This is a genomic window from Burkholderia metallica, from assembly GCF_001718555.1.
Classification (GTDB): domain Bacteria; phylum Pseudomonadota; class Gammaproteobacteria; order Burkholderiales; family Burkholderiaceae; genus Burkholderia; species Burkholderia metallica.
The window spans coordinates 2167728-2192030 of record NZ_CP013403.1 but is presented as its reverse complement, the minus strand read 5'-3'; the positions used below and the strand labels follow the sequence as shown (position 1 = coordinate 2192030).

23 protein-coding genes and 1 pseudogene are annotated in these 24303 nt (G+C 67.5%); 9 read left to right on the top strand and 15 right to left on the bottom strand.

The annotated features are described in order from the left end of the window. Positions 1-132: 132 nt before the first annotated feature. Together WJ16_RS29275 and WJ16_RS29270 are read left to right on the top strand one after the other, a co-directional pair. A complete protein-coding gene (locus WJ16_RS29275; protein ID WP_069260472.1) occupies positions 133-399 on the top strand; it encodes a YodC family protein in 267 nt (88 codons plus the stop codon). Positions 400-500: 101 nt separating this feature from the next. After that, positions 501-1679 carry a cytochrome P450 gene (locus tag WJ16_RS29270; protein ID WP_069261209.1) on the top strand — a complete coding sequence of 393 codons (1179 nt, stop codon included), beginning with the start codon at positions 501-503 and terminating at the stop codon, positions 1677-1679. Between the two features lie 15 nt (positions 1680-1694). Here WJ16_RS29270 and WJ16_RS29265 read toward each other — a convergent pair whose 3' ends face one another. Both WJ16_RS29265 and WJ16_RS29260 read right to left on the bottom strand, forming a co-directional pair. After that, complete coding sequence (locus WJ16_RS29265; protein ID WP_069261208.1) at positions 1695-2021, bottom strand: superinfection immunity protein; 327 nt, start codon at positions 2019-2021, stop codon at positions 1695-1697. A 101-nt stretch (positions 2022-2122) separates the two neighbouring features. After that, a complete protein-coding gene (locus WJ16_RS29260; RefSeq protein WP_069260471.1) occupies positions 2123-2542 on the bottom strand; it encodes a rhodanese-like domain-containing protein in 420 nt (139 codons plus the stop codon). 110 nt (positions 2543-2652) lie between these two features. Between WJ16_RS29260 and ftrA the strand changes: the two genes are divergently transcribed. After that, on the top strand, positions 2653-3615 hold the full coding sequence (gene ftrA, locus WJ16_RS29255) for a transcriptional regulator FtrA (RefSeq protein WP_069260470.1): 963 nt from the start codon (positions 2653-2655) through the stop codon (positions 3613-3615). A gap of 115 nt (positions 3616-3730) precedes the next feature. Here ftrA and WJ16_RS29250 read toward each other — a convergent pair whose 3' ends face one another. After that, positions 3731-6070 carry an Orn/Lys/Arg family decarboxylase gene (locus WJ16_RS29250; protein WP_069260469.1) on the bottom strand — a complete coding sequence of 780 codons (2340 nt, stop codon included), beginning with the start codon at positions 6068-6070 and terminating at the stop codon, positions 3731-3733. A gap of 3 nt (positions 6071-6073) precedes the next feature. Then, positions 6074-7606, bottom strand: a complete 1533-nt coding sequence (adiC, locus tag WJ16_RS29245) for an arginine/agmatine antiporter (RefSeq protein ID WP_069260468.1) — start codon at positions 7604-7606, stop codon at positions 6074-6076. Between the two features lie 652 nt (positions 7607-8258). Between adiC and WJ16_RS29240 the strand changes: the two genes are divergently transcribed. From WJ16_RS29240 to WJ16_RS29225, 4 genes are all read left to right on the top strand, one after another. Continuing rightward, positions 8259-9713 (top strand): M20 family metallopeptidase, encoded by a 1455-nt coding sequence (locus WJ16_RS29240; protein ID WP_069260467.1) that lies wholly within the window; start codon positions 8259-8261, stop codon positions 9711-9713. 60 nt (positions 9714-9773) lie between these two features. Further along, positions 9774-10883 carry a malate/lactate/ureidoglycolate dehydrogenase gene (locus WJ16_RS29235; protein ID WP_069260466.1) on the top strand — a complete coding sequence of 370 codons (1110 nt, stop codon included), beginning with the start codon at positions 9774-9776 and terminating at the stop codon, positions 10881-10883. Further along, complete coding sequence (locus WJ16_RS29230) at positions 10880-11329, top strand: TfoX/Sxy family protein (RefSeq protein ID WP_069260465.1); 450 nt, start codon at positions 10880-10882, stop codon at positions 11327-11329. Before WJ16_RS29235 ends, WJ16_RS29230 begins: the two co-directional genes overlap by 4 nt. 303 nt (positions 11330-11632) lie before the next feature. Then, positions 11633-12211, top strand: coding sequence for an NnrU family protein (locus tag WJ16_RS29225; RefSeq protein ID WP_069260464.1), 579 nt, complete (start codon positions 11633-11635; stop codon positions 12209-12211). A 51-nt stretch (positions 12212-12262) separates the two neighbouring features. On the opposite strand, the gene WJ16_RS29220 is transcribed toward WJ16_RS29225, so the two are convergent. Together WJ16_RS29220 and WJ16_RS29215 are read right to left on the bottom strand one after the other, a co-directional pair. Continuing rightward, positions 12263-13642 carry an amino acid permease gene (locus WJ16_RS29220; protein ID WP_069260463.1) on the bottom strand — a complete coding sequence of 460 codons (1380 nt, stop codon included), beginning with the start codon at positions 13640-13642 and terminating at the stop codon, positions 12263-12265. 291 nt (positions 13643-13933) lie between these two features. Further along, positions 13934-14671, bottom strand: a complete 738-nt coding sequence (locus WJ16_RS29215; RefSeq protein ID WP_069260462.1) for a sulfite exporter TauE/SafE family protein — start codon at positions 14669-14671, stop codon at positions 13934-13936. Between the two features lie 548 nt (positions 14672-15219). Here WJ16_RS29215 and WJ16_RS29210 point away from each other — a divergent pair. Further along, positions 15220-16515 (top strand): right-handed parallel beta-helix repeat-containing protein, encoded by a 1296-nt coding sequence (locus WJ16_RS29210; RefSeq protein ID WP_069260461.1) that lies wholly within the window; start codon positions 15220-15222, stop codon positions 16513-16515. A gap of 104 nt (positions 16516-16619) precedes the next feature. Here the strand turns inward: WJ16_RS29210 and WJ16_RS33965 are convergent. Further along, positions 16620-16754 (bottom strand): annotated as a pseudogene (locus WJ16_RS33965) (hypervirulence associated TUDOR domain-containing protein); the annotation flags it as partial. A gap of 11 nt (positions 16755-16765) precedes the next feature. On the opposite strand from WJ16_RS33965, the gene WJ16_RS35125 reads away from it, so the two are divergent. Then, positions 16766-16939: a hypothetical protein gene (locus WJ16_RS35125; protein ID WP_157126878.1), complete on the top strand. Its 174-nt coding sequence runs from the start codon at positions 16766-16768 to the stop codon at positions 16937-16939. On the opposite strand, the gene WJ16_RS29205 is transcribed toward WJ16_RS35125, so the two are convergent. The 8 genes from WJ16_RS29205 to WJ16_RS29170 form a co-directional block, all read right to left on the bottom strand. Then, on the bottom strand, positions 16913-18136 hold the full coding sequence (locus tag WJ16_RS29205; protein WP_084636129.1) for an MFS transporter: 1224 nt from the start codon (positions 18134-18136) through the stop codon (positions 16913-16915). The genes WJ16_RS35125 and WJ16_RS29205 overlap by 27 nt on opposite strands. Positions 18137-18381: 245 nt before the next feature. Continuing rightward, the gene (locus WJ16_RS29200) at positions 18382-19809 is read right to left on the bottom strand and encodes an MFS transporter (RefSeq protein WP_069260460.1); all 1428 of its coding nucleotides are present in this window, start codon (positions 19807-19809) and stop codon (positions 18382-18384) included. Positions 19810-19963: 154 nt separating this feature from the next. Beyond that, complete coding sequence (aroQ, locus tag WJ16_RS29195; protein WP_069260459.1) at positions 19964-20407, bottom strand: type II 3-dehydroquinate dehydratase; 444 nt, start codon at positions 20405-20407, stop codon at positions 19964-19966. A 19-nt stretch (positions 20408-20426) separates the two neighbouring features. Then, complete coding sequence (gene aroE / locus WJ16_RS29190) at positions 20427-21260, bottom strand: shikimate dehydrogenase (protein WP_069260458.1); 834 nt, start codon at positions 21258-21260, stop codon at positions 20427-20429. Next, positions 21257-22480 (bottom strand): CaiB/BaiF CoA transferase family protein, encoded by a 1224-nt coding sequence (locus tag WJ16_RS29185; RefSeq protein ID WP_069260457.1) that lies wholly within the window; start codon positions 22478-22480, stop codon positions 21257-21259. Before WJ16_RS29185 ends, aroE begins: the two co-directional genes overlap by 4 nt. Then, positions 22480-22938, bottom strand: a complete 459-nt coding sequence (locus tag WJ16_RS29180) for a MaoC family dehydratase (protein ID WP_069260456.1) — start codon at positions 22936-22938, stop codon at positions 22480-22482. Before WJ16_RS29180 ends, WJ16_RS29185 begins: the two co-directional genes overlap by 1 nt. A 2-nt stretch (positions 22939-22940) precedes the next feature. Then, positions 22941-23333 (bottom strand): VOC family protein, encoded by a 393-nt coding sequence (locus tag WJ16_RS29175; RefSeq protein WP_069260455.1) that lies wholly within the window; start codon positions 23331-23333, stop codon positions 22941-22943. Next, positions 23330-24280, bottom strand: coding sequence for a ketopantoate reductase family protein (locus WJ16_RS29170; RefSeq protein ID WP_069260454.1), 951 nt, complete (start codon positions 24278-24280; stop codon positions 23330-23332). The genes WJ16_RS29175 and WJ16_RS29170 overlap by 4 nt, the downstream gene beginning before the upstream one ends. Positions 24281-24303 lie beyond the last annotated feature (23 nt).

The window sequence follows — 24303 nt, the reverse complement described above, 5'->3', positions numbered from 1 at the left end:
CATTTTCCCGGCAGGTATGTTTTTGAACGCGGGAGTTGCACGGCGATTTTTTGATTGATAATCTGCGGCACGTTCGAATGAACGGTTGGTGATCCGCCGGTTATATCGATATATAAAAATGCTGAGAGAGCGATGACGATCCGAGAAAATCAACGCGTCAGGTTTGGCGTCGGCGATGTCGTGACGCTGAAGACGGGCGGCCCGCGCATGACCGTCACCTATGCCGGGCCGGTCGTATTCGACGACGGCGACTGGCTGATCTGCCAGTGGTTCGACGAGAGCGGCGAATTCCGGCAGGAAATGTTCCCGCACGACACGGTAGTGCCCGAGCCGCGTGCGATTTCCGCCGGGCGCGTCCGCATGCGGATGCAGTCGCATCGCTACCGGTCGGCCGCCTGACGATGCCCTGCCGCCGCGATGCGGCCGCACGCGGCGCCTGCGCCGCGACATTTCACGTCAGCCCGAAACATGCGGCGGCGCGCCGCGCCGATACTGTCTGCATGAACCCGACCGATCCCATCGCAGCGGTCACGCACCGCGATCCCTATCCCTACTATGCGGCGCTCGTCGACGGGCCGCCGCTCGCGTTCGACGCCACGCTCGGCCTGTGGGTCGCGAGCCGCGCGGCTGCCGTGACGGCCGTGCTCGGCCATCCGGCCTGCCGCGTGCGCCCGCTGGACGCGCCCGTGCCGCCCGCGTTGCGCGGCACGACGGCCGGCGCGCTGTTCGGCGAACTCGTGCGCATGAACGACGGCGCGATGCGGCACGACGTGCCGAAGCAGGCGCTGCGCGCGGCGTTCGCGCCGATCGATGCCACCGCGTTGCGCGATCGCGCGGCGCAGCTTGCCGCGCGGTGCTTGCCGGCGCCGGGCGACGCCGACGCGCTGAACGCGTGGTGCATGACGATGCCCGTCTGCGCGGTGGCCGATCTGCTCGGCTTCGACGACACGCAGCTCAACGATATCGCGCTGCTGGTCGTCGATTTTGTCGCCGCGCTGTCGCCGTTGTCGGATGCGGCGGCGCTGGCCCGCGCGAGCGACGCCGCGCGGCAGTTGCTCGACCGCATGACGGCGCGCGTCGCGCAGACGCATGCGCACGACGGCACGCTCGTCGCCGCGATACAGCAGGCGGCCCGCGCGTCGGGCTGGCAGGCGGGCGAAGCGCGGGTCGCGAATCTCGTCGGGCTGCTGTCGCAGACTTGCGAGGCGACCGCCGCATGGCTCGGCAATGCGCTAGTGGCGTGGAACGGGGAGGCGGGCGGGGAGGCGGCAACGCGCACCGTGCGCGACGATGCCGCGCTCGACGCATTCGTTGCCGAAATCGGGCGCCTCGATTCACCGGTACAGAACACGCGCCGCTTCGTCGCGTCGCGCACGACGATCGAAGGCGTGAGCGTCGAAGCCGGCGACGCGATCCTCGTCGTGCTCGCCGCGGCGAACCGCGACCCTGCCGTGCATCGCGACCCGCACCGGCTGATGCCCGGCCGTGCGGCCGGCCCGAATTTCGGCTTCGGCACGGGGCCGCATGCGTGCCCGGGCGAGCGGATCGCGCGGGCGGTGACGGCGGGGGCGTTCGGGGCGTGGCTGCGTGCGGGCGGCGAGACGCCGCGCGACGGGCTGGTGTGGCATTACCGTGCGTCGACCAACGTCAGGATGCCGAAGTTCGACGCAGCAGGGTGAGCGGGAAGGAGGGACTTATCGGCAGCCTTGCTTCTCCGCCCATTGCTCCTGGGCGGCTATGCGGCGCTGCACGCGTTCGACGAGACCGGTGGAAAAGGTCCGCATGCTGATGCCGCGGCGCTTGGCGAGGATCGTCTGCGCGACGTCGGTGCGCGGATTCGGCTGGCAGGCCCAGTACAGGGTCATCAGCCAGCCGATGCCGGTCCACCCGAACAGCGCGTTGAACATCGCGACCGTCAGCTTGTCGTGCCGGCCGCGCCGGTCGGCAATGACTGCCGGCAGAAAATAGATCGCGATCGCGGCTACCGAACCGGCTACTTGAATCAGGACTGCGTTCTGCATGTTGCTGCTCCATCCGAACTGCAATGGGACTGATTGTCGCGCTTTTTTCGGTAGCGTGCAGGCCGCGCGTCGGCAATTGATTGTTGCGCTTTTAATGATGATCAGCCGGCTTCGGCCGCCGCGGGCTGAACTTCGTTGCTCAGCGCGAAACCTTCGTCGAGCCAGCCCGTCACGCCGCCGATCATCAGCTTGACCGGCCGGCCGAGGCGCGCGAGCTGGATCGCCGCGCGCGCGGCGCCGTTGCAGTGCGGGCCCGCGCAGTAGACGACGAACAGCGTGCCGGCCGGATAGCCGGCGAGCTTGCTCTCGATGATCTTGCGGCGCGGCAGGTTGCGCGCGCCTGGCACGTGGCCAGCCGCGAACTGGTCGGGGCCGCGCACGTCGAGCAGCACGAAATCGGGCGCACCCGACGCGAGCGCGTCGTGCACGTCCCAGCAATCGGTCTCGTAGCGCAGCGACGCCTCGAAGTGGGCGAGGGCGGCGGGGCTGTCGGCGGCGGGCACGTCGGTGACGAAGGACATCGCAGGTTCTCCTGAAGATTGCGCGGATCGCGGTGGAATGAGGGGCAGTATCGCGGTTCCGCGCGTTTCGCGGCAGTGGCGCGATCGACAAGTTCCGGTAACATCGCGCCATGCACAATCATCTCGTCGTCGCGCTCGCCTACGATCGCCTCTGCACGTTCGAATTCGGCTGCGTGGTCGAACTGTTCGCGCTCGAACGCCCCGAACTCGGGGTCGACTGGTATCGCTTCGCGGTCTGCGCGAGCGAGCCGGGGCCCGTGCGCGCGGCGGGCGGCATCACGGTCGCGGCGCCTTACCGGCTCGCGACGCTCGATCGCGCCGATACCATCGTGATTCCCGGCTGGCGCGATCCGGACGAACTGCCGCCGGAACCGCTGCTGAAGAAGCTGCGGGCCGCGCATCGTCGCGGCGCGCGGCTCTGCTCGATCTGCTCGGGCGTGTTCGTGCTGGCGGCGGCCGGCGTGCTCGACGGCCTCACGGTGACGACCCACTGGCGCTATGCGGAGAAGCTGCAGGCGCGCTATCCGGCGCTGCGCGTGAATCCCGATGCGCTCTACGTCGACGAAGGGCAGATCGTCACGTCGGCGGGATCGGCGGCGGGGCTCGACATGCTGCTGCATCTCGTGCGCCGCGATCACGGCGGCGCGATCGCGAACCGGGTCGCGCAGCGCCTCGTGCTGCCGCCGCATCGCGACGGCGGCCAGGCGCAGTTCGTGCCGCGCCCGGTCGCGCCGGGCGGCACCGACCGGCTCGCGAAGCTGATCGACTGGATGCGCGCGCACGCGGCCGAGCCGCACACGCTCGCATCGCTCGCCGCGCAGGCCGCGATGAGCACGCGCACGCTGCAGCGTCAGTTCGCGGACGCGACGGGGATGTCGCCGCTCGCGTGGCTGATCCGCGAACGCGTGAACGTCGCGAAGGACATGCTCGAAGCGCATCCCGCGTTGCCGCTCGCGCAGGTCGCCGCGCGCGCGGGGTTCGGTTCCGAGGAATCGTTGCGCCGGCATTTCCGGCGCGTCGCGGCGACGAGCCCGGCCGCGTACCGGCGCGGGATGGATCGTGGCGCGCGATAGCGGGCGCCGCATCGGATCCCGTCGCGCGACGCTACGCGGATGCGGCGCGGCATGCGAAACGCGGCCTGCCGCGTAGTCCGGCCGGCCGCCGCGGCGGCCGATCGACCGGGCAGGCTCAGCGCGTGCGGGTGTCGAGCGCCTTCTGCCTGATGCACGCGATCCGGTACACCCCGTCCTCGACTTCGACGCCATGCGTATCGTGCGTGAAGCCGGGGAAGCGCAGGTCGAATTGCTCGAGCGCCTTCAGGTAGCCGAGCAGCGGGCCGTCGGCCGGCCCCGCGTTCTCGCCCGGCATCAGCAGCGGAATGCCCGGCGGATAGGGCACGACGCCCGTCGCGACGGTGCGGCCCGCCATCTCCGACAGCTCCAGCATCTCGATGTCGTTGTGCACCAGGTGCTCGAACGCCTCGGCCGGGCTGTAGTCGGGCTTCGGCAGCGTCGAGAAGCCGCGCGACATCATCTCGGTCGTCTTCAGGTCGCTCATCGCGCTGAACATCAGGTCGCACAGGTCGCGCAGGCCGAGCTTGCCGTAGCGCGCCGGATAGCGCGCGACGAGTTCGGGCAGCGCCTGTTCGAGCGGCGCGTTCGCGTCGTAGTCGCGCTTGAAGTCGAGCAGCGTGTTGACGAGCGTGCCCCACTTGCCCTTCGTCACGCCGAGCGAGAACAGGAACAGGATCGTGAAGTCGGTCGTCTTCTCGACGACGATTCCGTGCCGGTCGAGATACGCGGTGACGACCGACGCCGGAATGCCGACCGGCATCAGCCCGCCGTGCGGTGCGACGCCCGGCGTGACGATCGACACCTTGATCGGGTCGAGCATGCAGTAGTCGTCCTCGATGTCGCCGAAGCCGTGCCACGTGTCGCCCGGATGCAGCACCCAGCACGACGGGTCGGTGGCGAGCAGCGTTTCGTCCGCTTCGTGGAAGCGCACGCGGCGGCCGGTCTTGCGATCGACGACGCTGTCGGGCTGCCAGCCGTCGAAGAACCAGTCGTCGTTCTCCGCGCATTCCGTGTGCAGGCGCGCCAGCATCTGGCGGAACGCGACGGCCTCGCGGATCGCGTCGGTCGTCAGCGCCTCGCCGCCGGGGCCGTCCATCATCGCGGCGCTCACGTCGTTCGACGCGATGATCGCGTAGTTCGGCGACGTCGACGCATGCATCATGTACGCCTCGTTGAAGCGCGCGTGCTCGATCGGGTTGCGGCCGTCGCGAACGTGGATGAACGAGGCCTGCGACAGCGCGGCGAGCAACTTGTGCGTCGACTGCGTCGCGAACACGGTCGGCTTGCTCGCGTCGTGTTGCGACGGATCGCCGTGCATTGCGTGACGGTCGCGGTAGATCGGATTGAAGCGCGCGTAGCCGTACCACGCCTCGTCGAAATGCAGGCGGTCGACGCTCTGGCCGAGCAGCGCCTCGACGCGCGCGACGTTGTAGCAGAGGCCGTCGTACGTCGAGTTCGTGATCAGCGCATGCACGGGCGTCGGGTCGATGCCGGCGCGACCGCGCACGAGCGGGTTCGCGTCGATCGCGAGGCGCACGGCGGCGGCCGTGAGCCGCTCCGGCATGATCGGCCCGATGATCCCGTAGTGGTTGCGCGACGGCACCAGGTAGGTCGGAATCGCGCCGGACATCGTCATCGCGTGCTCGGCCGACTTGTGGCAGTTGCGGTCGCACAGCGCGACCTGGTTGCGCGTGACGCTCGCCATCACGATCACGCGGTTCGACATCGACGAGCCGTTCGTCACGTGATACGTGCGATGCGCGCCGAACACGCGCGCCGCGTAGCGTTCGCTTTCGCCGATCGGGCCCGAGTGGTCGAGCAGCGAGCCGAGCTCGCCGACCGAGATCGACAGGTCCGAGCGGAACAGCGCTTCGCCGAAGAATTCGAAGTACGCGCGGCCGACCGGCGATTTCAGGAACGCGGTGCCGCCCGTGTGGCCCGGCGTGTGCCACGAGTATTCGTACACGCGCGAGAACTGCGCGAGCGCGCGGAACATCGGCGGCAGCACGGTTTCGCGGTAACGCTCGATCGCGGCGACGATCCGGCCGCCGATGAACGCGGTGGTGTCCTCCAGCAGCCAGATGAAGTCGTCGGCCTTGCGCATCGCGTCGACCGGAATCGCGGACGCGCTCGCGCGGCTCGCGAGCAGGAACACCGGCACGGTCGCGTTGCGCGCGCGCATCGCGTCGAGCACGGCCTGCGCGGGCGCATGGGCGACGTCGCCGCCGAGTTCCCAGTTGAGCAGCAGGCACTGGATCGCCGGATCGGCGGCGACCACGGCGCAGGCATCGTCGGCGGACGTCGCGATCACGACGTCGACGAGCCGCGCGCGCAGTTCTTCGGCCAGCGCCGTCGCGGCGCGCCCGGTGGCCGTGCGTTCGTCGATGTCGTGCTGCACCAGCAATGCTTTCATGCCGAGGCGGCGGAAGGCCGGTTGGGTCAAGGATGCGGTCATGTGTCATTCCCCCGTCGGTTGGGTTGCCTGGGCGCTCGCGGCAACGGCCGGCGAGCGAGCATGAAGGACGTCGGCCCGGTGTCGGCCCACGGAGATCCAGAAGGTGGCGGCGAGCGCGGCGATGGTCACGCCGAGCGCGAGATAGCGCACCCAGCGCGGCGAACGGCCGCCCGGATGCACGTGGGTTTCCTCGATCTCGCGCTGGCGATTGATCGACAGTTCGTAGAAGACGATCGTCGCGACGACGAAGATCAGCGACCAGCGCGTCTGCTGGCCGTCGGAGCCGACCATCGCCCACAGCGCGTAGACGGCGCCGATCAGGCCGACGATCGTGTAGAACGTGAACTGGTGCGACGGCATCTTTCCGTAGCCGAGCACCTTGATCGCGATGCACGAGTAGATGTACGGCAGCAACGTCATGATCACGGCGATCGACGCGATCTTGCCGAACTGCTCGCTCGCGCTCGGCGACATCGTCGCGAGCACCTGCACCGACATGATCAGCGCGACGATCGCGAGGCCGGCCGACGGCACGTTCTTCGAGTTCACGCGGGCGAACACGCCGGCGAACAGGCCGTCGTCGGCGGCCGCCTTCGCGGTCTGGCCGACCAGCAGCGTCCAGCCCGCGAGCGAGCCGAGGCAGCCGAGCGCCGCGCAGATCGCGACCGCGTTCGCGGCCGTATCGCCGAGCGCGAGGCGCGCGGCATCCGCGAACGGCGCGCTCGATGCGAGCAGCGCCTTGTTCGGGATCATCCCCATGATCACGGTCGAGCTGAGCACGTAGCAGACGGCCGCGAGCACGACGCCGCCAACGGTCGCGATCGGCACGTTGCGCGACGGATTCTCGACGACGCCGGCCGACACCGACGCGCTCTCGACGCCGATGAACGCCCACAGCGTGAAGTTCAGCGTCGCGCCGATCGCGTTGAAGCTGCTCGTGCCCGACACGTTCCAGCCGGCGAAGTACACGTCCTTGCTGAACCAGAACCAGCCGAACACGGCCATCCCGAGGATCGGCACGAGCGCGAAGATCGTCGTGACCGACTGCACGCGGCCCACGACGTTCGGCCCGAGGATGTTCGCGTACGTGAACAGCCAGATCACGAAGATCTGCGCGAGCGCGAACACGAGCGGGTCTTTCAGGACCGGGAAGAAGTGCACGAGATAGCCGAGGCCTGCGACCGCGAGGCCGACGTTGCCGAGCACGTTCGCGAGCCAGTAGATCAGGTTGGTCTGGTAGCCCATGTACGGGCCGAACGACTTGCGCGCGTATGCATACGGGCCGCCGGCGGCCGGGTCGATCGCGGCGAGCTTCGCGAACACGAGCGCGAGCGACACGGCGCCGACGACGGTGATCAGCCAGCCGAAGATCGCGATGCCGCCGGTGGCGGCGAGGTTCGCGGGCAGCATGAAGACGCCGGAGCCCATCATGTTGCCCGCGACCATCAGCGTGGCGGGAACGACGCCGATTTTCGGCGCGGAAGCGGTGGCCGGCGTGGCGGCGGAACGGGAGGGGGACGAGCTGGCATCGGACATGCGAGGCTCCTTGAAAAGACGTGATGCGGTTGAGGTGGCGCGGCCCGGCGCCGGTCGACGATTCCGGTGCGGATCGCCGTTTTATTAAGCGGTGTCATGTTATCTCGGTAATCGGATTTTTAAATGAAAATGCAGAAGTTAAATCGTTTGAATATTGATGTGAATCATTGAGTTGAGAGAAACGATGTCTCGGTGCGACCTCGGTGGCGCGGCGCGGTTGGGCTTGTGGGGCCAGCGCTCCCGATGCCGGACGGTCGCAAAGGCCGGTCGAATGGCGCGTCGGTCGCTAATTGAGCGTTTTGTCGAATGGGTTAAATCGCGGCGTGACGTAAATAATCATTCGATCAGTGATCGATTTTGTTGATTATCGTCAACGGAATGAAAAACGTGTTGCTTGCGCAATATGCTTCGCGTTCACGTGATGGGTGCCGATTTCTGCTGACAGCAGGCCGACGCGGCCCAGCCGCTCGGCGCATTCACACGGGTTTTTCCTGACGGGCGCGAGGGCAGCCGGGGAACACGTCGGGAAAACGTCGGGAAAACGGGAAAAGGACCTGAAGGGGCCCCGAAAGCGGCCACGGAAAGCGCCCCCGGGGCCCGGCCCATCGGCGTATCATCCGGATTTTCGTCAGCCCGATCCAGGCACCCCACCATGACTTCCGTCGACACTACCCCCGTCCTCGACCATGACAAGCTCGTTACCTTCGTCGAGCGCAAGTGGAACGATGAAATCCTCCATGCACTGACCGACTACATCGCGATTCCCGCGAAGAGCCCTGCATTCGATCCCGACTGGGCGAAGCGCGGCTATCTCGAGCGCGTCGTAACCGATGCCGCGCAGTGGGCCGAACGCCAGCCGGTGAAGTGCCTGAAGCTCGAGATCGTGCGTTTGCCCGGCCGCACGCCGGTGATCTTCTTCGAAACGCCCGCCACGCGCTCGGGCAGCACCGACACGATCCTGCTGTACGGCCACCTCGACAAGCAGCCCGAATTCGACGGCTGGCGCGCGGACCTCGGCCCGTGGACGCCGAAGTACGAGAACGGCAAGCTGTACGGCCGCGGCGGCGCGGACGACGGCTACGCGATCTACGCGAGCCTCGCGGCGCTCGGCGCGCTCGACGAGCAGGGCATCGAGCGGCCGCGTTGCGTCGGCCTGATCGAGACCTGCGAGGAGTCGGGCAGCTACGACCTGCTGCCGTACGTCGACGCACTGCGCGACCGGCTCGGCCAGGTATCGCTCGTCGTGTGCCTCGATTCGGGCGCCGGCAACTACGACCAGATGTGGCTCACCACGTCGCTGCGCGGGCTCGTGTCCGGCGACCTGCAGGTCGAGGTGCTCGAGGAAGGCGTGCACTCGGGCGTTTTCGGCGGCATCGCGCCGTCGAGCTTCCGCGTGATGCGCCAGTTGTTCGAGCGTCTCGAAGATGCGAAGAACGGCAACCTGCTGCCCGGCGTGTTCCATTGCGAGATTCCCGACAGCCGCGTGCGCGAAGCAGACGCGGCCGCCGCGATTCTCGGCGACGCCGTGTGGAAGGGGCTGCCGTGGGCCTGCGGCGCGGACGGCAAGCCGGTGCTGCCGACCACGACCGATCCGCGCGAGGCGCTGCTGAATTCGACGTGGCGTCCGTCGCTGTCGGTCACCGGTGCGGCCGGCCTGCCGGCGCTCGCCGATGCGGGCAACGTGCTGCGCCCGCGCACCGCGTTCAAGCTGTCGCTGCGCCTGCCGCCGCTCGTCGACGCCGCGCAGGCCGTGCAGCAATTGAAGGAATTGCTCGAACTCGATCCGCCGTACAACGCGAAGGTCACGTTCAAGCCGGACGCGGGCGCCGCGACGGGCTGGAGCGCGCCGGATCTCGCGCCGTGGCTCGCATCGTCGCTCGATGCCGCGTCGCGTCGCCACTTCGGCGCCGACTGCGCGTACATGGGCCTCGGCGGCACGATCCCGCTGATGAACGTGCTTCAGGAGGGTTTTCCGTCCGCCCAGTTCATGGTGTGCGGCGTGCTCGGGCCGAAGTCGAACGCGCACGGCCCGAACGAATTCCTGCACGTGCCGTACGCGAAGAAGCTGACGGCGGCGGTCGCGGACGTGATCGCGACCGCGCGCTGATCGCCGGATTGCCCGACGTGCCGATGGCCCGACCCGGGCCGACTTGATGGAGTGTTGCCGATGACCGTACTGCCGACGCCCGATACCGAACCGCTGCGCATGCGCGCCGAACCGCTGCATGCGTTCGTCGCGGCACTCTGGGAACGGGCCGGCAGCAGCGGGCGCGAGGCTGCGCTCGTCGCCGATCATCTGGTCGGCGCGAATCTCGCGGGCCACGATTCGCACGGGATCGGGATGATCCCGAACTACGTCGCGTCGTGGCGGGAAGGGCAGTTGCAGTTGAACGGGCACGCGTCGATCGTGCGCGACGGCGGCGCGGTGCTGACGATCGACGGCGGGCGCGGCTTCGGCCAGGTGATCGCGTTCGAGGCGATGGTCGAGGGGATCGAGCGTGCGCGACGCATGGGTATCTGTGCGATCGGGCTGCGCGACGTGCATCATCTCGGCCGCATCGGGCACTGGGCCGAACAGTGCGCGCGCTCGGGGCTCGTGTCGTTCCATTTCGTCAACGTGCCGGGCGACCTGCTGGTCGCACCGTTGCACGGCACCGATCCGCGCTTCGGCACGAACCCGTTCTGCGCCGCGTATCCGCGTGCGGGCCGGCCGCCGCTGCTGCTCGATTTCGCGACGAGCGCGATCGCGTACGGCAAGACGCGTGTCGCGTACAACCAGGGCAAGCGCGTGCCGGGCGGGTCGCTGATCGACCATCGCGGGCAGCCGACCGACGATCCGGCCGTGATGCACGAGCAGCCGTTCGGTGCGCTGCTGCCGTTCGGACTGCACAAGGGCTATGCGCTGGCCGCGATGTGCGAGATTTTCGGCGGGGCGCTCGTCGGCGGGCATACCACCTACGGCGACACGCTGCAGAAGACGAGCGCGATCGTCAACGGGATGCTGTCGGTGCTGATCGATCCGAATGCGTTCGATGCGGCCGACGCCGAGCGCGAAGCCGATGCGTTCGTCGCATGGGCGAAGGCGTCGCCGCAGGCCGGCGACGCGCCGGTGCAGGTGCCGGGCGAGCCGGAAGAGGCCAGCCGCGCGGCACGCGGTGCCGGCGGCATTCCGGTCGACCGCGCGACGTGGCGGCAGATTCGCGACAGCGCGGCGGCGGTCGGCTTCGATGACGCGGCGCTCGATGCGTGGACGCAACGTTGCACGGAGCGCGCATGAGCTGGCAGTCGGAGAAGGCGCGCGGCGAGGAGATCGCGTATCAGCTCGCGCCGCTCGGCAACGTGACGGTCGTGCGGTTCTTCAGCGGTGCGGCGATGCGGCTCGACGGCGTGATGTTCGGCTTCATGTCGCGCGGGTCGCTGTTCCTGCGTGTGGATGACGTGAACCGTCCGGCGTTCGTCGCGGCGGGGATGGGGTCGTTCTTGTACGAGCGGCCCACGCGGACCGTCGCGCTCGCGGGCTACTACGAAACACCGGCCGACGTGCTCGAGGACGCAGGCGCGCTGTTCGACTGGTGCCGCAGCGCGTATCGCGCGGCGCTGCTGGCAGGGCCGCCGAAGCGCAAGGCGCGGGCGGCGGTGAAACCGGTGGGGGAAGGGAAGCCGGCGGTGAAGCGAGCGGTGAAACCAGCGGCAAAACCCACAGCAAAACGCAAGCAAACCTAATACCGGCCAAGCGAAGCAACTGCTTCGCGAACTTCGCTTTCCTTTCTTTCGGTCTCGGCCGTATCCGTGCGGTGCACGCGGCGTGATGCCCGGCGGCGCGCCCGCACCGGTGCGCAAAAGCCACTGGCTTGCCGCATCGCACATCCCCCGTGCTTCACAACGGCGGCCCCGGCGTTTATGATCGGCGCGGGTTGCACCCGTGCATCGCGCGACCCGCGCCGGCCTCGCCGCCGGCTCCGCGAACGACGCATCGTACGTCGCGCGGCATGCTTCCCCACTCATCATTCCAGACGGAGACAGCCGATGCTCGTCCTGATTCTCGGTTTAGCGATCTTCCTCGGTGTGCACTCGATCCGGCTCGTCGCGGACGGCTGGCGGTCGGCGACGATCGAGCGGATCGGCGAGAAAGGCTGGAAGGGCCCGTATGCGATCGCGTCGATCGTCGGCTTCGTGCTGATCGTCTGGGGTTACGGCATCGCGCGTGAGGGCGCGACGCTGCTGTGGGTGTCGCCCGTCGGCGTGCGCCACCTCACCGGGATGCTGACCGCGATCGCCTTCGTGCTGATCGCTGCGTCGTACGTGCCCGGCAACCGCATCAAGATGCTCGTCGGCCATCCGATGGTGGCCGGCGTGGCGGTATGGGCGATCGCGCACCTGCTCGCGAACGGTACGCTGCACGCGGTCGTGCTGTTCGGCGCGTTCTTCGTGTGGTCGCTCGTCGATTTCGTCGTGTGGCGTGCGCGCGATCGCCGCGATGGCGTACGCTATCCGGCGGGCAGGCTGTCGGGCGACGTCGTGGCGATCGTGGCCGGGCTCGTCGCATGGGCCGTCTTCGCGCTGTTCCTGCACGGCTTGCTGATCGGCGTGCGGCCGTTCGGTTGAGCGAACGACCGAACGACCGAACGACGGCCCCCCGGCCGCCGACGCCAACGCTTAGCGCAGCTTCGCGCCGGCCGCGTCGCCGAGTTGCGCCGGCTTGCGGCGCAGGAAATACGCGGCGACGATCGCGATCGCCGTCGAAACCGTGAACCAGAACTGGAAGCGCGAATCCGGGTTGAATGCCTGCGAGCCGAGCACGGCGACGAGCGCCAGCAGCGCGACCCAGTTCGACACCGGATAGAACCACGCGCGGAACGCCGCCGGATCGCGTTGCTCGTGTTGCGTCTGCCGGCGCATCGCGAAGTGCGCGACGATGATGAAGATCCACACGATCATCACGAACGCACCGCTGCTCTTCGCGAGCATCAGGAACAGGTCGCCGCCGCTCACGAAGTGAATTCCCAGAATCGACACGCAGATCGCGAGGCACAGCACGAGCGCGTTCATCGGCACGCCTTTCGCGTTGGTGCGGCCGAACACCGCGGGTGCGTGACCCCGCTGGCTCAGCGAGAACAGCATGCGCGAGTTCGAGAACAGGAACGAGTTCATCACCGACATGAACGACACGAACAGCACGATCTTCATCGCGACGGCCGCGCTCGTGAAGCCTGCCATGCTGAACAGCGACACGTACGGCGATTTCAGGTTGGCCTTGTCGGTCCACGGCATGCACAGGATCAGGATCGATACCGAGCCGACGTAGAACACCATCACGCGCACGATCACGCTCTTGATCGCGCGGATCACGTTCTTGCTCGGGTTCTCGGATTCGCCCGCCGCCACGGCCGCGATTTCGCTGCCGCCGAGCGAGAAGATCACGACCATCACGCCCGCGAGCACGGGCGAGATGCCGTTCGGCATGAAGCCGCCGTGATCGGTGAGGTTCACGAGCCCCGGCGCCGGAATGCGCGGCTGGAAGCCGAGCAGGATCGATGCGCCGAGCGCCATGAACACGATGATCGTCGCGACCTTCGCGAACGACAGCCAGTATTCCGCTTCGCCGAACGAGCGCACCGAGTACGCGTTGCTCGCGATCAGCGTGACGAGCATGAACAGCGCGCCGCCCCAGATCGGCAGCCACGGCAGGAAATCGTGGAGGATCGCGCCGAGCAGGATCGCCTCGACGGTAATCGTCATCATCGACTTGAACCAGTACAGCCAGCCGACCGCGAAGCCCGCCCATTCGCCGAGATAGCTGCTTGCGTAGGTGGAGAACGATCCGCTGTCGGGGTTGCGCGAGGCCATTTCGCCGAGCATGAACATGACCAGCGTGACGATCACGCCGCCGATCAGGTACGACAGGATCGCCGCGGGGCCGGCGCTCGCGATGATCGCGCCGGAGCCGACGAACAGGCCCGCGCCGATCACGCCGCCGAGCGCGATCATCGTGATGTGCCGTTGCTTGAGGCTTTGCCTCAATGAGTTGTCCTGCATCTCCTACCTCTGATTATTGTTGACCGGGAACGCATCGGGTGGCGCGGCGGCAAGCGTTCTGCCGCCGCGGGGGCGCCGACGTCGAGGGAGCGTGTGTGACGCGATGTGCCGGGCCGCCGGCGCTGAATCGGAATGGCGGCCGCGAAGTGCCGGTCGGTGCCCGCGAGAGGGCGACGACGACCGCAACCCCGGATTGTGGGCGGACACCGCCGTCGCGGCAAACGAGATATGCGAAAGACGTCTTGCGGTTTGCTCATCAATTGCCGCGAGGGCGGCAAGCGCGTGTTCGCGTCAGATCGGCCTGACGAACAACCCGACGGTGAGCACGGCGCCGATGCAGACGATCCCGATCCGCAGCACGCGTTCGTTGACGCGGTGCAGCGCCCACGTGCCGAGCAGGCCGCCGACGATCGCGCCGCCGCCGAGCGCGAGCGCGTTGCCCCAGTGCAGGTGCGGCGACGTCAGGAACAGCACGACGGCCGATGCGTTCATCACGCCCGCGAGCGCGTTCTTCGTCGACATCGCGTGACGCGGCGACAGGCCGGCCATCGTCAGCACGGCCATCATCAGGAAGCCGAGCCCGCCGCCGAAGTAGCCGCCGTAGATCGCGATCATGAACTGCGACAGCGCGGCCGGGACGGTGCCGAGGTGTGCGGTGCCTTCGCGCGGCTTGCGGAAAAAGCTGCCCCACGCGAACACGATCGTCGCGAACAGCACGAGCCACGGCACGAGGCGCGAGAAGATCGACGACGGGGTCTTCAGCAACAGCAGCCCGCCGAGCGCGCCGCCGACCACGCTGATCGCGAACATCGCGCGAAACGACAGCTTGCCGACGCCGCGCACCAGCTTGCGGCTCGCCCAGCCGGTCGTGACCTGCGCGGGAAACAGCGCGACCGTCGACGTGATGTTTGCCGCGAGCGGCGACATGCCCGACACGATCAGCGCGGGCAGCGTGACGAACGAGCCGCCGCCGGCCAGGGTGTTCTGCAGTCCGGCCCAGAGGCCGGCGAGGACGACGAGTGCGAGCATCGGTGCGGGAGCGGAAGGTGGCGGGGGCGCCGGTCGAAAGCGGGCAAGCGCGGCGGACGCACGATGGTAATGCAGGATCGGGCGCGGCGGGAACCCGTGCGATCGCGGTGTCGTTGCGCGGTCTTACGACGTCGCGCGACCAATGTCTGATTGCCGAACGGCGCGCGCGAAATAGACTGATTGATGAGCGGCAGGACAGAACCGGCAGGGTTGGGGCAAGCCGGCGCCCGGTGCGCTCGGGAACGCAGTTCCTGTTGACGGGTTCGATTCCGGCCACGCGGTGCCGGCGCGCCGGAATCGGGCCACCTTTATTCGGGGGACACGCATGCGCGCCGGCGGGCGAACAGGCGACGAGGTCGATCGCGGCCACGCGAGGGTGCTTCGTTGCCGTTGCTCCGCCGTATCGGCGGAGTAGCTGAATTTCGCAATCCGGATCATGCGGCGCGTGTGCCACGCGCCGTACGATCGACGTTGCCCGATCGCTCCGCAGCCGGCGGATGTCAGCCGTTGGACGGCCGTCGCGGGGGCGCGGGCGTGAGAGAACAATCATGAGAAAGTCGCTTCACGGAATCGGATCGGGTACGGCCGTCTGCCTGATCTGCACTGCATGTATCGCCGCATCGCCGGCAGCCGCCTACACGCCGCGCGGCATGCGGCATGCGCATCCTTCTCGCAACGTGCAGCCGCTTGCGATCGCGACCGTCCAGCCGACGGCGAACGGCGGAGACCAGGCCGACGCGCTGCAGGCCGCGTTCGATGCGTTGCAGCCGGGCCAGCACCTCGTGCTTGCGCCGGGACGCTACGTCGTCGGCCGCTCGTTGACGGTATCCAGGGCGGACGTCGTGATCTCCGGCTATGGCGCGACGCTGGTCGCGACCGATCCGGCGCAGCAGACCATCGTGATGAGCGGCAGCGGCTCGACGCTCGTCGGCGTCACGCTGGTCGGCACGGGCACGACGCGGCTGACGACACCCGAATCGACGAAGGTCGAGGTGACGGGCACCGGCGTCCAGGTGCTCGGCGTGACGATCCAGGGCGGCGCCAGCGCCGGGATCTTCGTGTTCGGCGGCAGCAACGTGGCGATCGTGGGCAACACCGTGCAGGCGACGCTGGCCGACGGCATCCACACCACCTACGGCTCGACCAACGTGCTGGTGCGCGGCAACACGGTGAAGGACACCGGCGACGACCTGATCGCCGTCGTCAGCTACCAGCATGACGGCCGCCTGAGCGCCAACGTGCTGATCGACGGCAATACGGTATCCGGCAATTACTGGGGGCGCGGCATCTCCGTGGTCGGCGGTCGGTCCGTGACGATTTCGAACAACACCGTCAACGGCGTGCAGAAGGCGGCCGGCATCCTGGTCGCGCAGGAGGACAGCTGGAAGACCTACGGTGTGTCGGACGTGCTGATCGAGAACAACGTCGTCGGCGCGATCCAGGACGGCACGAACGCGAACAACGGCCTGCCGCCCACCGGGCAGGGCGCGATCGAACTGGATACGTCGTCGGGGGCGGTGTCGTACGTCGTCGTGAAGGGCAACCGCGTATCGGGTTCGGGCTATGCCGGCTTCCGCGCGGCGGGGAACGTCTGCCATTTCGCGGTGACCGATACGACGCTCGCGTCGATTGCCGGCGTACCGGTGTCGCTGCTGACGAACGGCTGCCCGGCCGCCAGTATCGTCGCGTACGGCAATTCGCTGGGCGGCGTCGCGCTGGTGCCGCCGGTCGGCGCCTCCCCGACCGGGACGATTCCGGCCGGCGGCGCGGTGACCGCGGGGATGCCGGCGGTGCGCACGAGCCTGATGCGTGCAAATGGCACATCCGCCCCGGCGCGGAACTGACGAGGTTCGCGACGTGCCGCCAGTCGTGCGATCGAACGGGGCGCCGCGCGATGCGTTCGGGCGCGCGGTTGCCCCGGTGCCGTGGCGGCGTCCGCGACCGCGGGCAAGCGGCCGCGATGCGCGGCGATGCGGTCGGTGTGGTCGCGTTTGATCTCGTGCTGCGGGTCGTCGGGCGATGCGCGATGACGGTGGCCTTTGCAGTCGAAGTCCGCGGTGTGGATCCCGACGATCGTGCCGGTCGTTCATCGGAATGGCCGGTTCGATCGTCGTCGCGTCGCTCGGCGCGTCATCGGCTCATGCCGGCGGCTTCAACTGCGATGAAAAACGGCTAACCGTCGATGCCGATCGTTACGTCGAGGCGAGGCCATCCGCGAAGCAGTTGACCGATCCAGCGCACCTATTCGGCATCGGCGCAGACCGCTGACCCAACACCGGCCGGTTGCGGCGAACGGTCGAGCTTCGGCAGCCACACGAAGGCGATCGTCACGAGCGTCACGCCGACGACGAGCATCGGCACCACCATCGGCCAGGCCCCTAATTGATATTGCGGGCCGACGAAGGTTGCCGCCGTCTGGCCCACGCAGAAAGCGAAGAACATCATGATGAAGCCGGACCACGACACGGCACGACCTGCAAGGTGCGGCAGACCGCTCACCGCGCCTGCCTGTCCGCAAGGCTGGTGGATGCCATGGCCGAGACAATACACGCCGTGTCCCAATAGCAGCGGCCATGCACTCCACGGAAGCAGCACACAGCCGAGTGCCTGGATCACCGCGCCGGTGAGGCTCAGCATCGCGCCTTGCTGCACGGTGCGAAGCATGCTCTGCCGGTTGAGCAGTCGTCGGCATCCATACGTGCTTGCAACGTAGACCAGGGTGCCGCAGGCGGGTATCCAGCCGTAGCGCTGAGGCGATATGCCCAGATATCCGATATAGATCGCCGGCGAGAGCAGCAGAAAGCAGAACATGCCGGTATAGGTCGACGCGGCCACGAGTGCCCATACCCTGAACGTCGCATTGGAGAGGATTTCGCGTACGCCGCCGGCTGCCGGCTTGCTCGTATGTCCCTGCCGACGAGATTCTTCAAAACCGCGCCAGCACGTCGCAAGCAGCACGCATGCATACACGCTCATGCCTGCCAGGACCCACCGCCAACCTGCGTGTTGGGTGACATAGGCACCCAGGATCGGCGCGACACACGCCATCAACCCCATTCCCGTGAATCCGCGCGCCATCACATGGGGCCCATCGTCGGCCGCATAGCGATCGCGCACCGTCGCACGTGCGCATACCAGGATTGCGGCCATCGCCAAACCCTGAAAGGCGCGTGCCACGGTCAACATCACGGCGGTCGCGGCGAGCGCGGCACCCAGCGCAGCGACCGCGTAGAGCGCGAGGCCGGTCAACAGCACCGGCCGACGGCCGAAGCGATCGGACAGGCTGCCCATCGGCAACTGCCCGATGCCGAATGCCAACGCAAACACCGTGAGACTGATGCTGGCCGAGCCCAGCGTCGCGGCGATTTCGGGCAGCGCCGGCAGGTAACTGTCGGTCGCAACCGGCTGCGCCGCCAGCAAGAACGGTAGCAACAGCGCAAAGTCGATGGGAGCGCGGCGAATCATTTGAGCAGTTCCGGGCAAGAACCTTTCCTGAATGGATTGACGGCAACCGCGTAGCCCGCGCAACAGGGTACGAGGACGCCGAGGCTGGCCGTTGCGGTCGCAATGGTTTTCCGGATGGTTTCGGGCATGAGTACGACGTCAGGCAGAATGATATCGGTCCGGGCGGACCCGTTTCACGCGTACGCGGCCGTGACGATGAACGGCGCCGACAGCGTCGGCGCCGAAGCAGTTCGACACGACCGCGACTAGCGTTGAAGGGATCTGGATACCCGCTCGTTCACCGTGCTGTCCGGTTGCATTGCCAGTGCCCGCAGGCGCGCGTATTCGGCCTTGCCGACCGGCTGCGCATTCGGCTGGCCCAGATCGTTCATGTGAATACGATAGGTTTCCCGCGCGCTCAACGCGGCAAGCGATGCAATCACGGTGGCGCCGAACGTGATTGCGCCCACGATCAACCAGACATTGGCCGTCCCGGGCGGCGCCACGGCCGTGAAGAGCGCCGGCAGCATCGCGGTGGCGGCGGTGCCGAGGTTCTGCGCGATGGCCATGGCCGACACACGGGTGCGGGTCGGGAAAAGTTCGGGGTAGAAGCTCGGGAACACTGCGTTGTAGCCCTGATAGACGACGCCCCACATCAGCAGCGACATCGCGAAAGCAAGCGGTACGCTCTTGATGCTGATCGCATACAGGTACGCGAACGCGAGCAGGCCCGACAGCAGCGCACCGAAAACGATGGGCGGTTTGCGGCCGATCCTGTCCGACAGGTTGCCGACGTACGGAATCACCAGCACCGCGACGATGTTGCCCACCACCGGAATCCACAGGTAGACGTCCTTCGCGAAGCCGATGCCGTAGGCCGGCTGCACCGCATAGGCCGCGCCGAAGATGGTGGCGACCACCGGAATCACGTTCATCAGCGCCATGCAAACCACACGCAGCATGTCCTTCCAGCTGTACTTGAACGCGTCGACGACCGGTGAACGCGGGCGCGACTGCTGCCGGACTTCGGCTGCGAACGCTGGCGTCTCGTCCACCTTGCGGCGGATGATCCAGGCCGCGATGATGACCACGAAGCTGAGCAGGAACGGAATGCGCCAGCCCCAACTGGTGAATTGCTCGGCCGGCAAGTAGTGGGCGAGCGGCAGGAACACGGCAGCCGCCAGCACCTGGCCGGCCTGCACGCCCTGCAGCGTGAAACTCACGAAAAAGCCGCGGCGTCCGAAGGGCGCGTGCTCCAGGATCATCGAACTGGCGCCCGAGATCTCGCCGGCGACCGCAAAGCCCTGCGCCAGACGCAGGATCACCAGCAGTACCGGCGCCAGCAGCCCGACCTGCTCATAGGTCGGCAGCAGGCCCACCCCGATGGTCGAGAAGCCCATCAGGAACATGCACCAGAGCAGCACGGTCTTCCGTCCGTGCGTGTCGCCGAGATGACCGAGCACGAACGCGCCGATCGGCCGCGATACATAACCCACGCCGTAGGTGGCCAGCGACGCGATGATGGCGGTCGTCGCATTGCCCTTCGGGAAGAAGATCTGCGGAAAGATCAGCGCCGAGGCGGTGGCGTAGATGAAGAAATCGTAATACTCGAGCACCGACCCGATCCAGCCGCTGGCGGCGGCCTTCTTCGACTGATGCTTGCCGCGAGGCTCCTGTGGTGTGGCTTCGATCATGCTTGTCTCCATATATTGATATCGAGGGCAGAGGGCAACGCGCGTGCGAGGCACCGGCTCCTGCCCGAAGCTCGGTGCCTCTTCGTACGACGGGTGCAACGGTCGCGGCCCTGCCTGTGTCGGCTTCAGCCGATCTGTTCTCGTACAGCGGCGCTTACGCTCGATCGATCGCCGACGCGGCGGCCCGCAGGGCCAGCAGATAGCTGTCGACACCGAAGCCGCAGATCTGCCCGCTGACGATGTCGGCGAAAACGGAGTGATGCCGGAACGGCTCCCGGGCATGGATGTTGGACATGTGCAATTCGACGATCGGGCAGGTCAGGATGGCCAGCGCGTCGCGGATGCCGTAGCTGTAGTGGGTCCAGGCGCCGGCATTGATCAGTACGGCATCCTGATGTTCTTCGAATGCGCGATGAATCCGCTCGCACATCGATGCTTCGCTGTTCGTCTGGAACGATTCCACCTGCGCGCCCAGCTCGGTCGCGAGCGATTGCAGCCGCGCGTCGATCTCCGCCAGCGTGATGGTCCCGTACTGCTCCGGATCGCGCTTGCCGAACATGTTGTGGTTGATGCCATGCAGCATCAGGATCTTTTTCATCGGAGTCTTCCTCGCACATTCAGTCAAAAGGCACGGCAAGCCGATCGATCACCTCGCTGGTCTCGGGACGTACGCCGCGCCACCACGCGAACGCTTCGGCCGCCTGCTCGACCAGCATGCCGACCCCATCCGCGATCCCGTGCACGCCCGCATTTTTCGCGAGTCGGAGAAAGGGTGTCAGACGCTTGCCGTACGCGAGCTCGTAGGCCGTGCCGTCCGGGCTGAACACGCTCGGCGGAACGGGCGGCAGGTCGCCGGTCAGACTGGCCGACGTGGCATTGACCACCAGATCGAAACGGCCCATCCGGGCCAGGTTCGCGTAGCTGCTGGCCACGAGCGGGCCGCGTCCGGCGACCTGCGCGGCCAGTGCGCGCGCCTTGTCGACGTCGCGATTCGCGATGACCATCTCGGCCGGCGCCGCGTCGAGAAACGGCAGCAGTGCGCCGCGGGCTGCGCCGCCCGCGCCGAGCAGCAGCACGCGCTTGCCGGCCATCGGGAGGCGGAGGTTGACTTCGATGTCGCGGACGAGCCCGATACCGTCGAAGTTGTCGGCCAGGATGCGGCCGCCTTCGAACTTGAGCGCATTTGCCGCGCCCGCCAGTTCCGCACGCTCGCTTCGTTCGTTCGCCATCGCGAAAGCGTCGAGCTTGAACGGGGCCGTGATGTTGATGCCCTTGCCGCCGCTCGAGGCGAAAGCACGAACCACGTCGGCAAAGGCGCCGTCCGGCTCGACCGGTCCTTCGATCGCCGTATAGCGGATGTCCTGCCCGGTTGCCTGCGCGAACAGGCCGTGAATCAGCGGAGATTTCGTGTGTCCGATCGGATTGCCGATCACTGCGTACTGGTCGGTCATCGCTGGCTCGCTTTCGAATAGAGGACGCCGTCGGCCTGCATCGCATCGATTTCGGCCGGATCGAAGCCGAGCGATTGCGCGACTTCGGCGTTGTGCTGCCCGAGATCGGGTGCGGTCTCCCGGATCGTCGTGTCGCAATCGGAGAACCGGAACGGCAGGTTGGGCAGGCGCAGCGTCCCGTAGCGCGGATGCTGCTGCTCGACGACCATGCCGCGTGCCTGGATCTGCGGATCGGCCAGCACCTCGTCGATGCGCTGCACCTTCGCGCAGGGAACGTCGATGCCATCCAGCAGTTCGAGTACCGAAGCAACCGACCGGGCGGCCACCCACGGCTCGACCACCGCGAGAATCTCCGAGCGGTGCGCGTTGCGTCCGACACTGTCGTGAAACCGCGTGTCGGCGCCGAAGCACGCCGGGCCGCCGTGCGCTTCGATCAGCGCGGCGAAGCGTTTCCATGCGTCGTCGACCTGCGCGGCGATCACGAGATCGCCGTCCGCGGCACGGAACACGCCATAGAGCGTCGAGGTCGGCATGTCGTGCCCGGTCTGCTCGGGCAGCACGCCTTGCAGCGTGTAGCACTGCACCGCGTATTCGTGCATCGACACCAGCGTGTCGTACAGCGCCATGTCGATGTGCTGCCCGCGCTTGCTCTTCACGCGCCCCAGCAGCGCGGCATTGATGGCCGCCACCGCATGAATGCCGGTGTACATGTCGCCGAGCGAGATGCGTAGCAGCGGCGGCCGCTCGCCCGGCGTGCCGACCATCTGCATGATGCCGCTCTTGGCCTCGGCGATCAGCCCGAAACCGGCACGATGCGCGTCCGGCCCGGTGTGGCCGTACGCCGAAATCGAGCAGTAGACGAGGCCCGGATTGCGCGCCGACAGTTCGGCGTAGCCCAGCCCGAGTTTGTCCAGTGCGCCCGGCCGGTAATTCTCGATGAACACGTCCGCCGAGTCGCACAGCCGCTGCATGAATGCCTTGCCGCGCGCGTCCTTCATGTTGACGCTCACGCCGCGCTTGCCCATGTTGAGCTGCAGGAAATAACCGCTTTGCTGATCGTCGAGCACGGTTGCGTGCTGGCGTCCGGCGTCGCCGGTGCCGGGGCGCTCGACCTTGATCACTTCCGCGCCGAGTGCCGCGAGGCATCGCCCGACATAGGGGCCGGCGAGGAAGTGGCTATAGTCGACGACGCGAATGCCTTCGAGGGGACGGGCTTGCATCAGATGGCTCCCGGGCGGCGCGGCACCATCAGGCGATGTTCGCCGCGTTGAACGACCTGGCCGTCCTGGTTGATCAGCTCGGAAGGCAGCACGACGATGCCCCAGTCGGGGCGGCTCTTGCTCGCCCGCATCGAGCCGACGCGGAATGTGACGTGCAGCACGTCGTTGACCTTGATCGGCAGCAGGAAATCCCACGTCCAGCCGAGCGACATGCCCGGCAGAAAGCGGTAGTCGCTCTGCGTCTTCAGCCCGTCGGCGATGGACAGGCCGAACAGCCCGTGCGCGACGAGGCAGCCGAAGTGGCTGGCATTCGCGTAGTCCTCGTCCACGTGGACGGGCGTATGGTCGCCGGTGAGATCGGCGTACGCGAGGATGCGCTCCTTCGTCACCGTATAGTTCGGGCTCGTGCATGCGTCGCCCTCACGGGCGTCGTCCCAGTATTTCTCGACGATCGTCATGGTCACGCCTCCGCGCGCGGGTTGATGGCCAGTGCCTGCGCGACGCATGAAGCCGGCCGGGCCTGGATCAGTTCGACGGCGAGCCCGTCGGGCAGGCGAAGCCAGTTGCGCCCCTGCGGCATCTCCGTTACGCCGAATCGTTGTGCCGCGGCCAGCGCGGCCTCCAGGTCTTCGCACATCACGCCGAGATGGGCGAGCCGGCCTTCCGGGCCGTCATGTTCCGGTGCGTGGATGAACTGCAGGCCGCCGAGTGTCCAGTACTGCCGGGGCGCGTCGAGCGTGCCGTCCACTTCGCGCAGGGTCATGCCGAGCACGTCCTCGAAAAAGCGGATGTGCCAGCGGATGTCCTTCACCCAGATCGCAACGTGTTCCAGATAGGCTTTCGGCGCGCTCATGCGGCGACCTCCTCGCGTTGGCGATCGGCCATCGCGCGCTCGAGCCCCTTGATGCAGGCGACGAGCGTCGCATTGACCGGGGTCGGCACGCCGTAGCGCTGCCCCCACCGAACGACCGAACCGTTGATGAAGTCGATCTCGGTGATCGAGCCTTTCTCCAGGCTTTGCAGCATCGACGTCTTGAAGGTCGCGGGCAGCCCCTCGGCGGCAAGCGTCCAGGCCTGTTCGGGATCGGTCATCGACAGCGTCACGCCGGCTGCCTGCGCGGCCGCGATCGCCTCGGCCACGGCCGCGAGCGATGCGGCCTTCAGCAGCGGCTCGTCGTAGAGCTGCCCATAGGTCAGGCCGGTCACGCCGGTCAGCGCGCCCGTCGCGACGTTCACGAGCAGCTTGTCCCACATCGTGCCGACGATGTTGTCGCTGACCGTCGTGGCAAGGCCCGCGGTATTGAATGCGTCGGCGATCGCCTGGACCCGCGGCGTGATGCGGCCGTCGAGTTCGCCGATATACGTGTACTTGCCGACCACGCCGGACTCGATATGACCCGCGCCGCGCAGTACGCCGCCGACATAGGTCTTGCCGGCGAGCACGCGCTCGCGGCCGACGACGTCGGCCAGGATGTCCTCGTGGCCGAGACCGTTCTGCAGCGATAGCACGAGCGTATCCGGCCCCACCAGCGCCTGCGCGCCGCGTATGGCCGCCTCGGTATGGAACGACTTGACCAGTACGATCACCAGGTCGGCTGCGCCGACGTCGGCCGCCTGCGTCGTCGCATGGACGCGCACGTGCCGGGAGCCGCCGGTGTCGTCGACCCGCAGGCCGTCGCGACGCATCGCGTCGACGTGTGCGGGCGAGCGGTCGATCAGCCAGGTCTCGTGACCGCCTTCGGTGAGGGTGGCACCGATCGCGCAGCCCAGTGCGCCGGCGCCCAGTATCGCAATCTTCATTGTTTTCTCCTGTCGACCAGAGT

What these genes read in the sequence shown, in the direction of transcription:
- WJ16_RS29275 (WP_069260472.1), top strand. Translation starts at nt 133, where the DNA reads ATGACGATCCGAGAAAATCAACGCGTCAGGTTTGGCGTCGGCGATGTC.
- WJ16_RS29270 (WP_069261209.1), top strand. Translation starts at nt 501, where the DNA reads ATGAACCCGACCGATCCCATCGCAGCGGTCACGCACCGCGATCCCTAT.
- WJ16_RS29265 (WP_069261208.1), bottom strand. Translation starts at nt 2,021, where the DNA reads ATGCAGAACGCAGTCCTGATTCAAGTAGCCGGTTCGGTAGCCGCGATC.
- WJ16_RS29260 (WP_069260471.1), bottom strand. Translation starts at nt 2,542, where the DNA reads ATGTCCTTCGTCACCGACGTGCCCGCCGCCGACAGCCCCGCCGCCCTC.
- ftrA (WP_069260470.1), top strand. Translation starts at nt 2,653, where the DNA reads ATGCACAATCATCTCGTCGTCGCGCTCGCCTACGATCGCCTCTGCACG.
- WJ16_RS29250 (WP_069260469.1), bottom strand. Translation starts at nt 6,070, where the DNA reads ATGACCGCATCCTTGACCCAACCGGCCTTCCGCCGCCTCGGCATGAAA.
- adiC (WP_069260468.1), bottom strand. Translation starts at nt 7,606, where the DNA reads ATGTCCGATGCCAGCTCGTCCCCCTCCCGTTCCGCCGCCACGCCGGCC.
- WJ16_RS29240 (WP_069260467.1), top strand. Translation starts at nt 8,259, where the DNA reads ATGACTTCCGTCGACACTACCCCCGTCCTCGACCATGACAAGCTCGTT.
- WJ16_RS29235 (WP_069260466.1), top strand. Translation starts at nt 9,774, where the DNA reads ATGACCGTACTGCCGACGCCCGATACCGAACCGCTGCGCATGCGCGCC.
- WJ16_RS29230 (WP_069260465.1), top strand. Translation starts at nt 10,880, where the DNA reads ATGAGCTGGCAGTCGGAGAAGGCGCGCGGCGAGGAGATCGCGTATCAG.
- WJ16_RS29225 (WP_069260464.1), top strand. Translation starts at nt 11,633, where the DNA reads ATGCTCGTCCTGATTCTCGGTTTAGCGATCTTCCTCGGTGTGCACTCG.
- WJ16_RS29220 (WP_069260463.1), bottom strand. Translation starts at nt 13,642, where the DNA reads ATGCAGGACAACTCATTGAGGCAAAGCCTCAAGCAACGGCACATCACG.
- WJ16_RS29215 (WP_069260462.1), bottom strand. Translation starts at nt 14,671, where the DNA reads ATGCTCGCACTCGTCGTCCTCGCCGGCCTCTGGGCCGGACTGCAGAAC.
- WJ16_RS29210 (WP_069260461.1), top strand. Translation starts at nt 15,220, where the DNA reads ATGAGAAAGTCGCTTCACGGAATCGGATCGGGTACGGCCGTCTGCCTG.
- WJ16_RS35125 (WP_157126878.1), top strand. Translation starts at nt 16,766, where the DNA reads ATGGCCGGTTCGATCGTCGTCGCGTCGCTCGGCGCGTCATCGGCTCAT.
- WJ16_RS29205 (WP_084636129.1), bottom strand. Translation starts at nt 18,136, where the DNA reads ATGATTCGCCGCGCTCCCATCGACTTTGCGCTGTTGCTACCGTTCTTG.
- WJ16_RS29200 (WP_069260460.1), bottom strand. Translation starts at nt 19,809, where the DNA reads ATGATCGAAGCCACACCACAGGAGCCTCGCGGCAAGCATCAGTCGAAG.
- aroQ (WP_069260459.1), bottom strand. Translation starts at nt 20,407, where the DNA reads ATGAAAAAGATCCTGATGCTGCATGGCATCAACCACAACATGTTCGGC.
- aroE (WP_069260458.1), bottom strand. Translation starts at nt 21,260, where the DNA reads ATGACCGACCAGTACGCAGTGATCGGCAATCCGATCGGACACACGAAA.
- WJ16_RS29185 (WP_069260457.1), bottom strand. Translation starts at nt 22,480, where the DNA reads ATGCAAGCCCGTCCCCTCGAAGGCATTCGCGTCGTCGACTATAGCCAC.
- WJ16_RS29180 (WP_069260456.1), bottom strand. Translation starts at nt 22,938, where the DNA reads ATGACGATCGTCGAGAAATACTGGGACGACGCCCGTGAGGGCGACGCA.
- WJ16_RS29175 (WP_069260455.1), bottom strand. Translation starts at nt 23,333, where the DNA reads ATGAGCGCGCCGAAAGCCTATCTGGAACACGTTGCGATCTGGGTGAAG.
- WJ16_RS29170 (WP_069260454.1), bottom strand. Translation starts at nt 24,280, where the DNA reads ATGAAGATTGCGATACTGGGCGCCGGCGCACTGGGCTGCGCGATCGGT.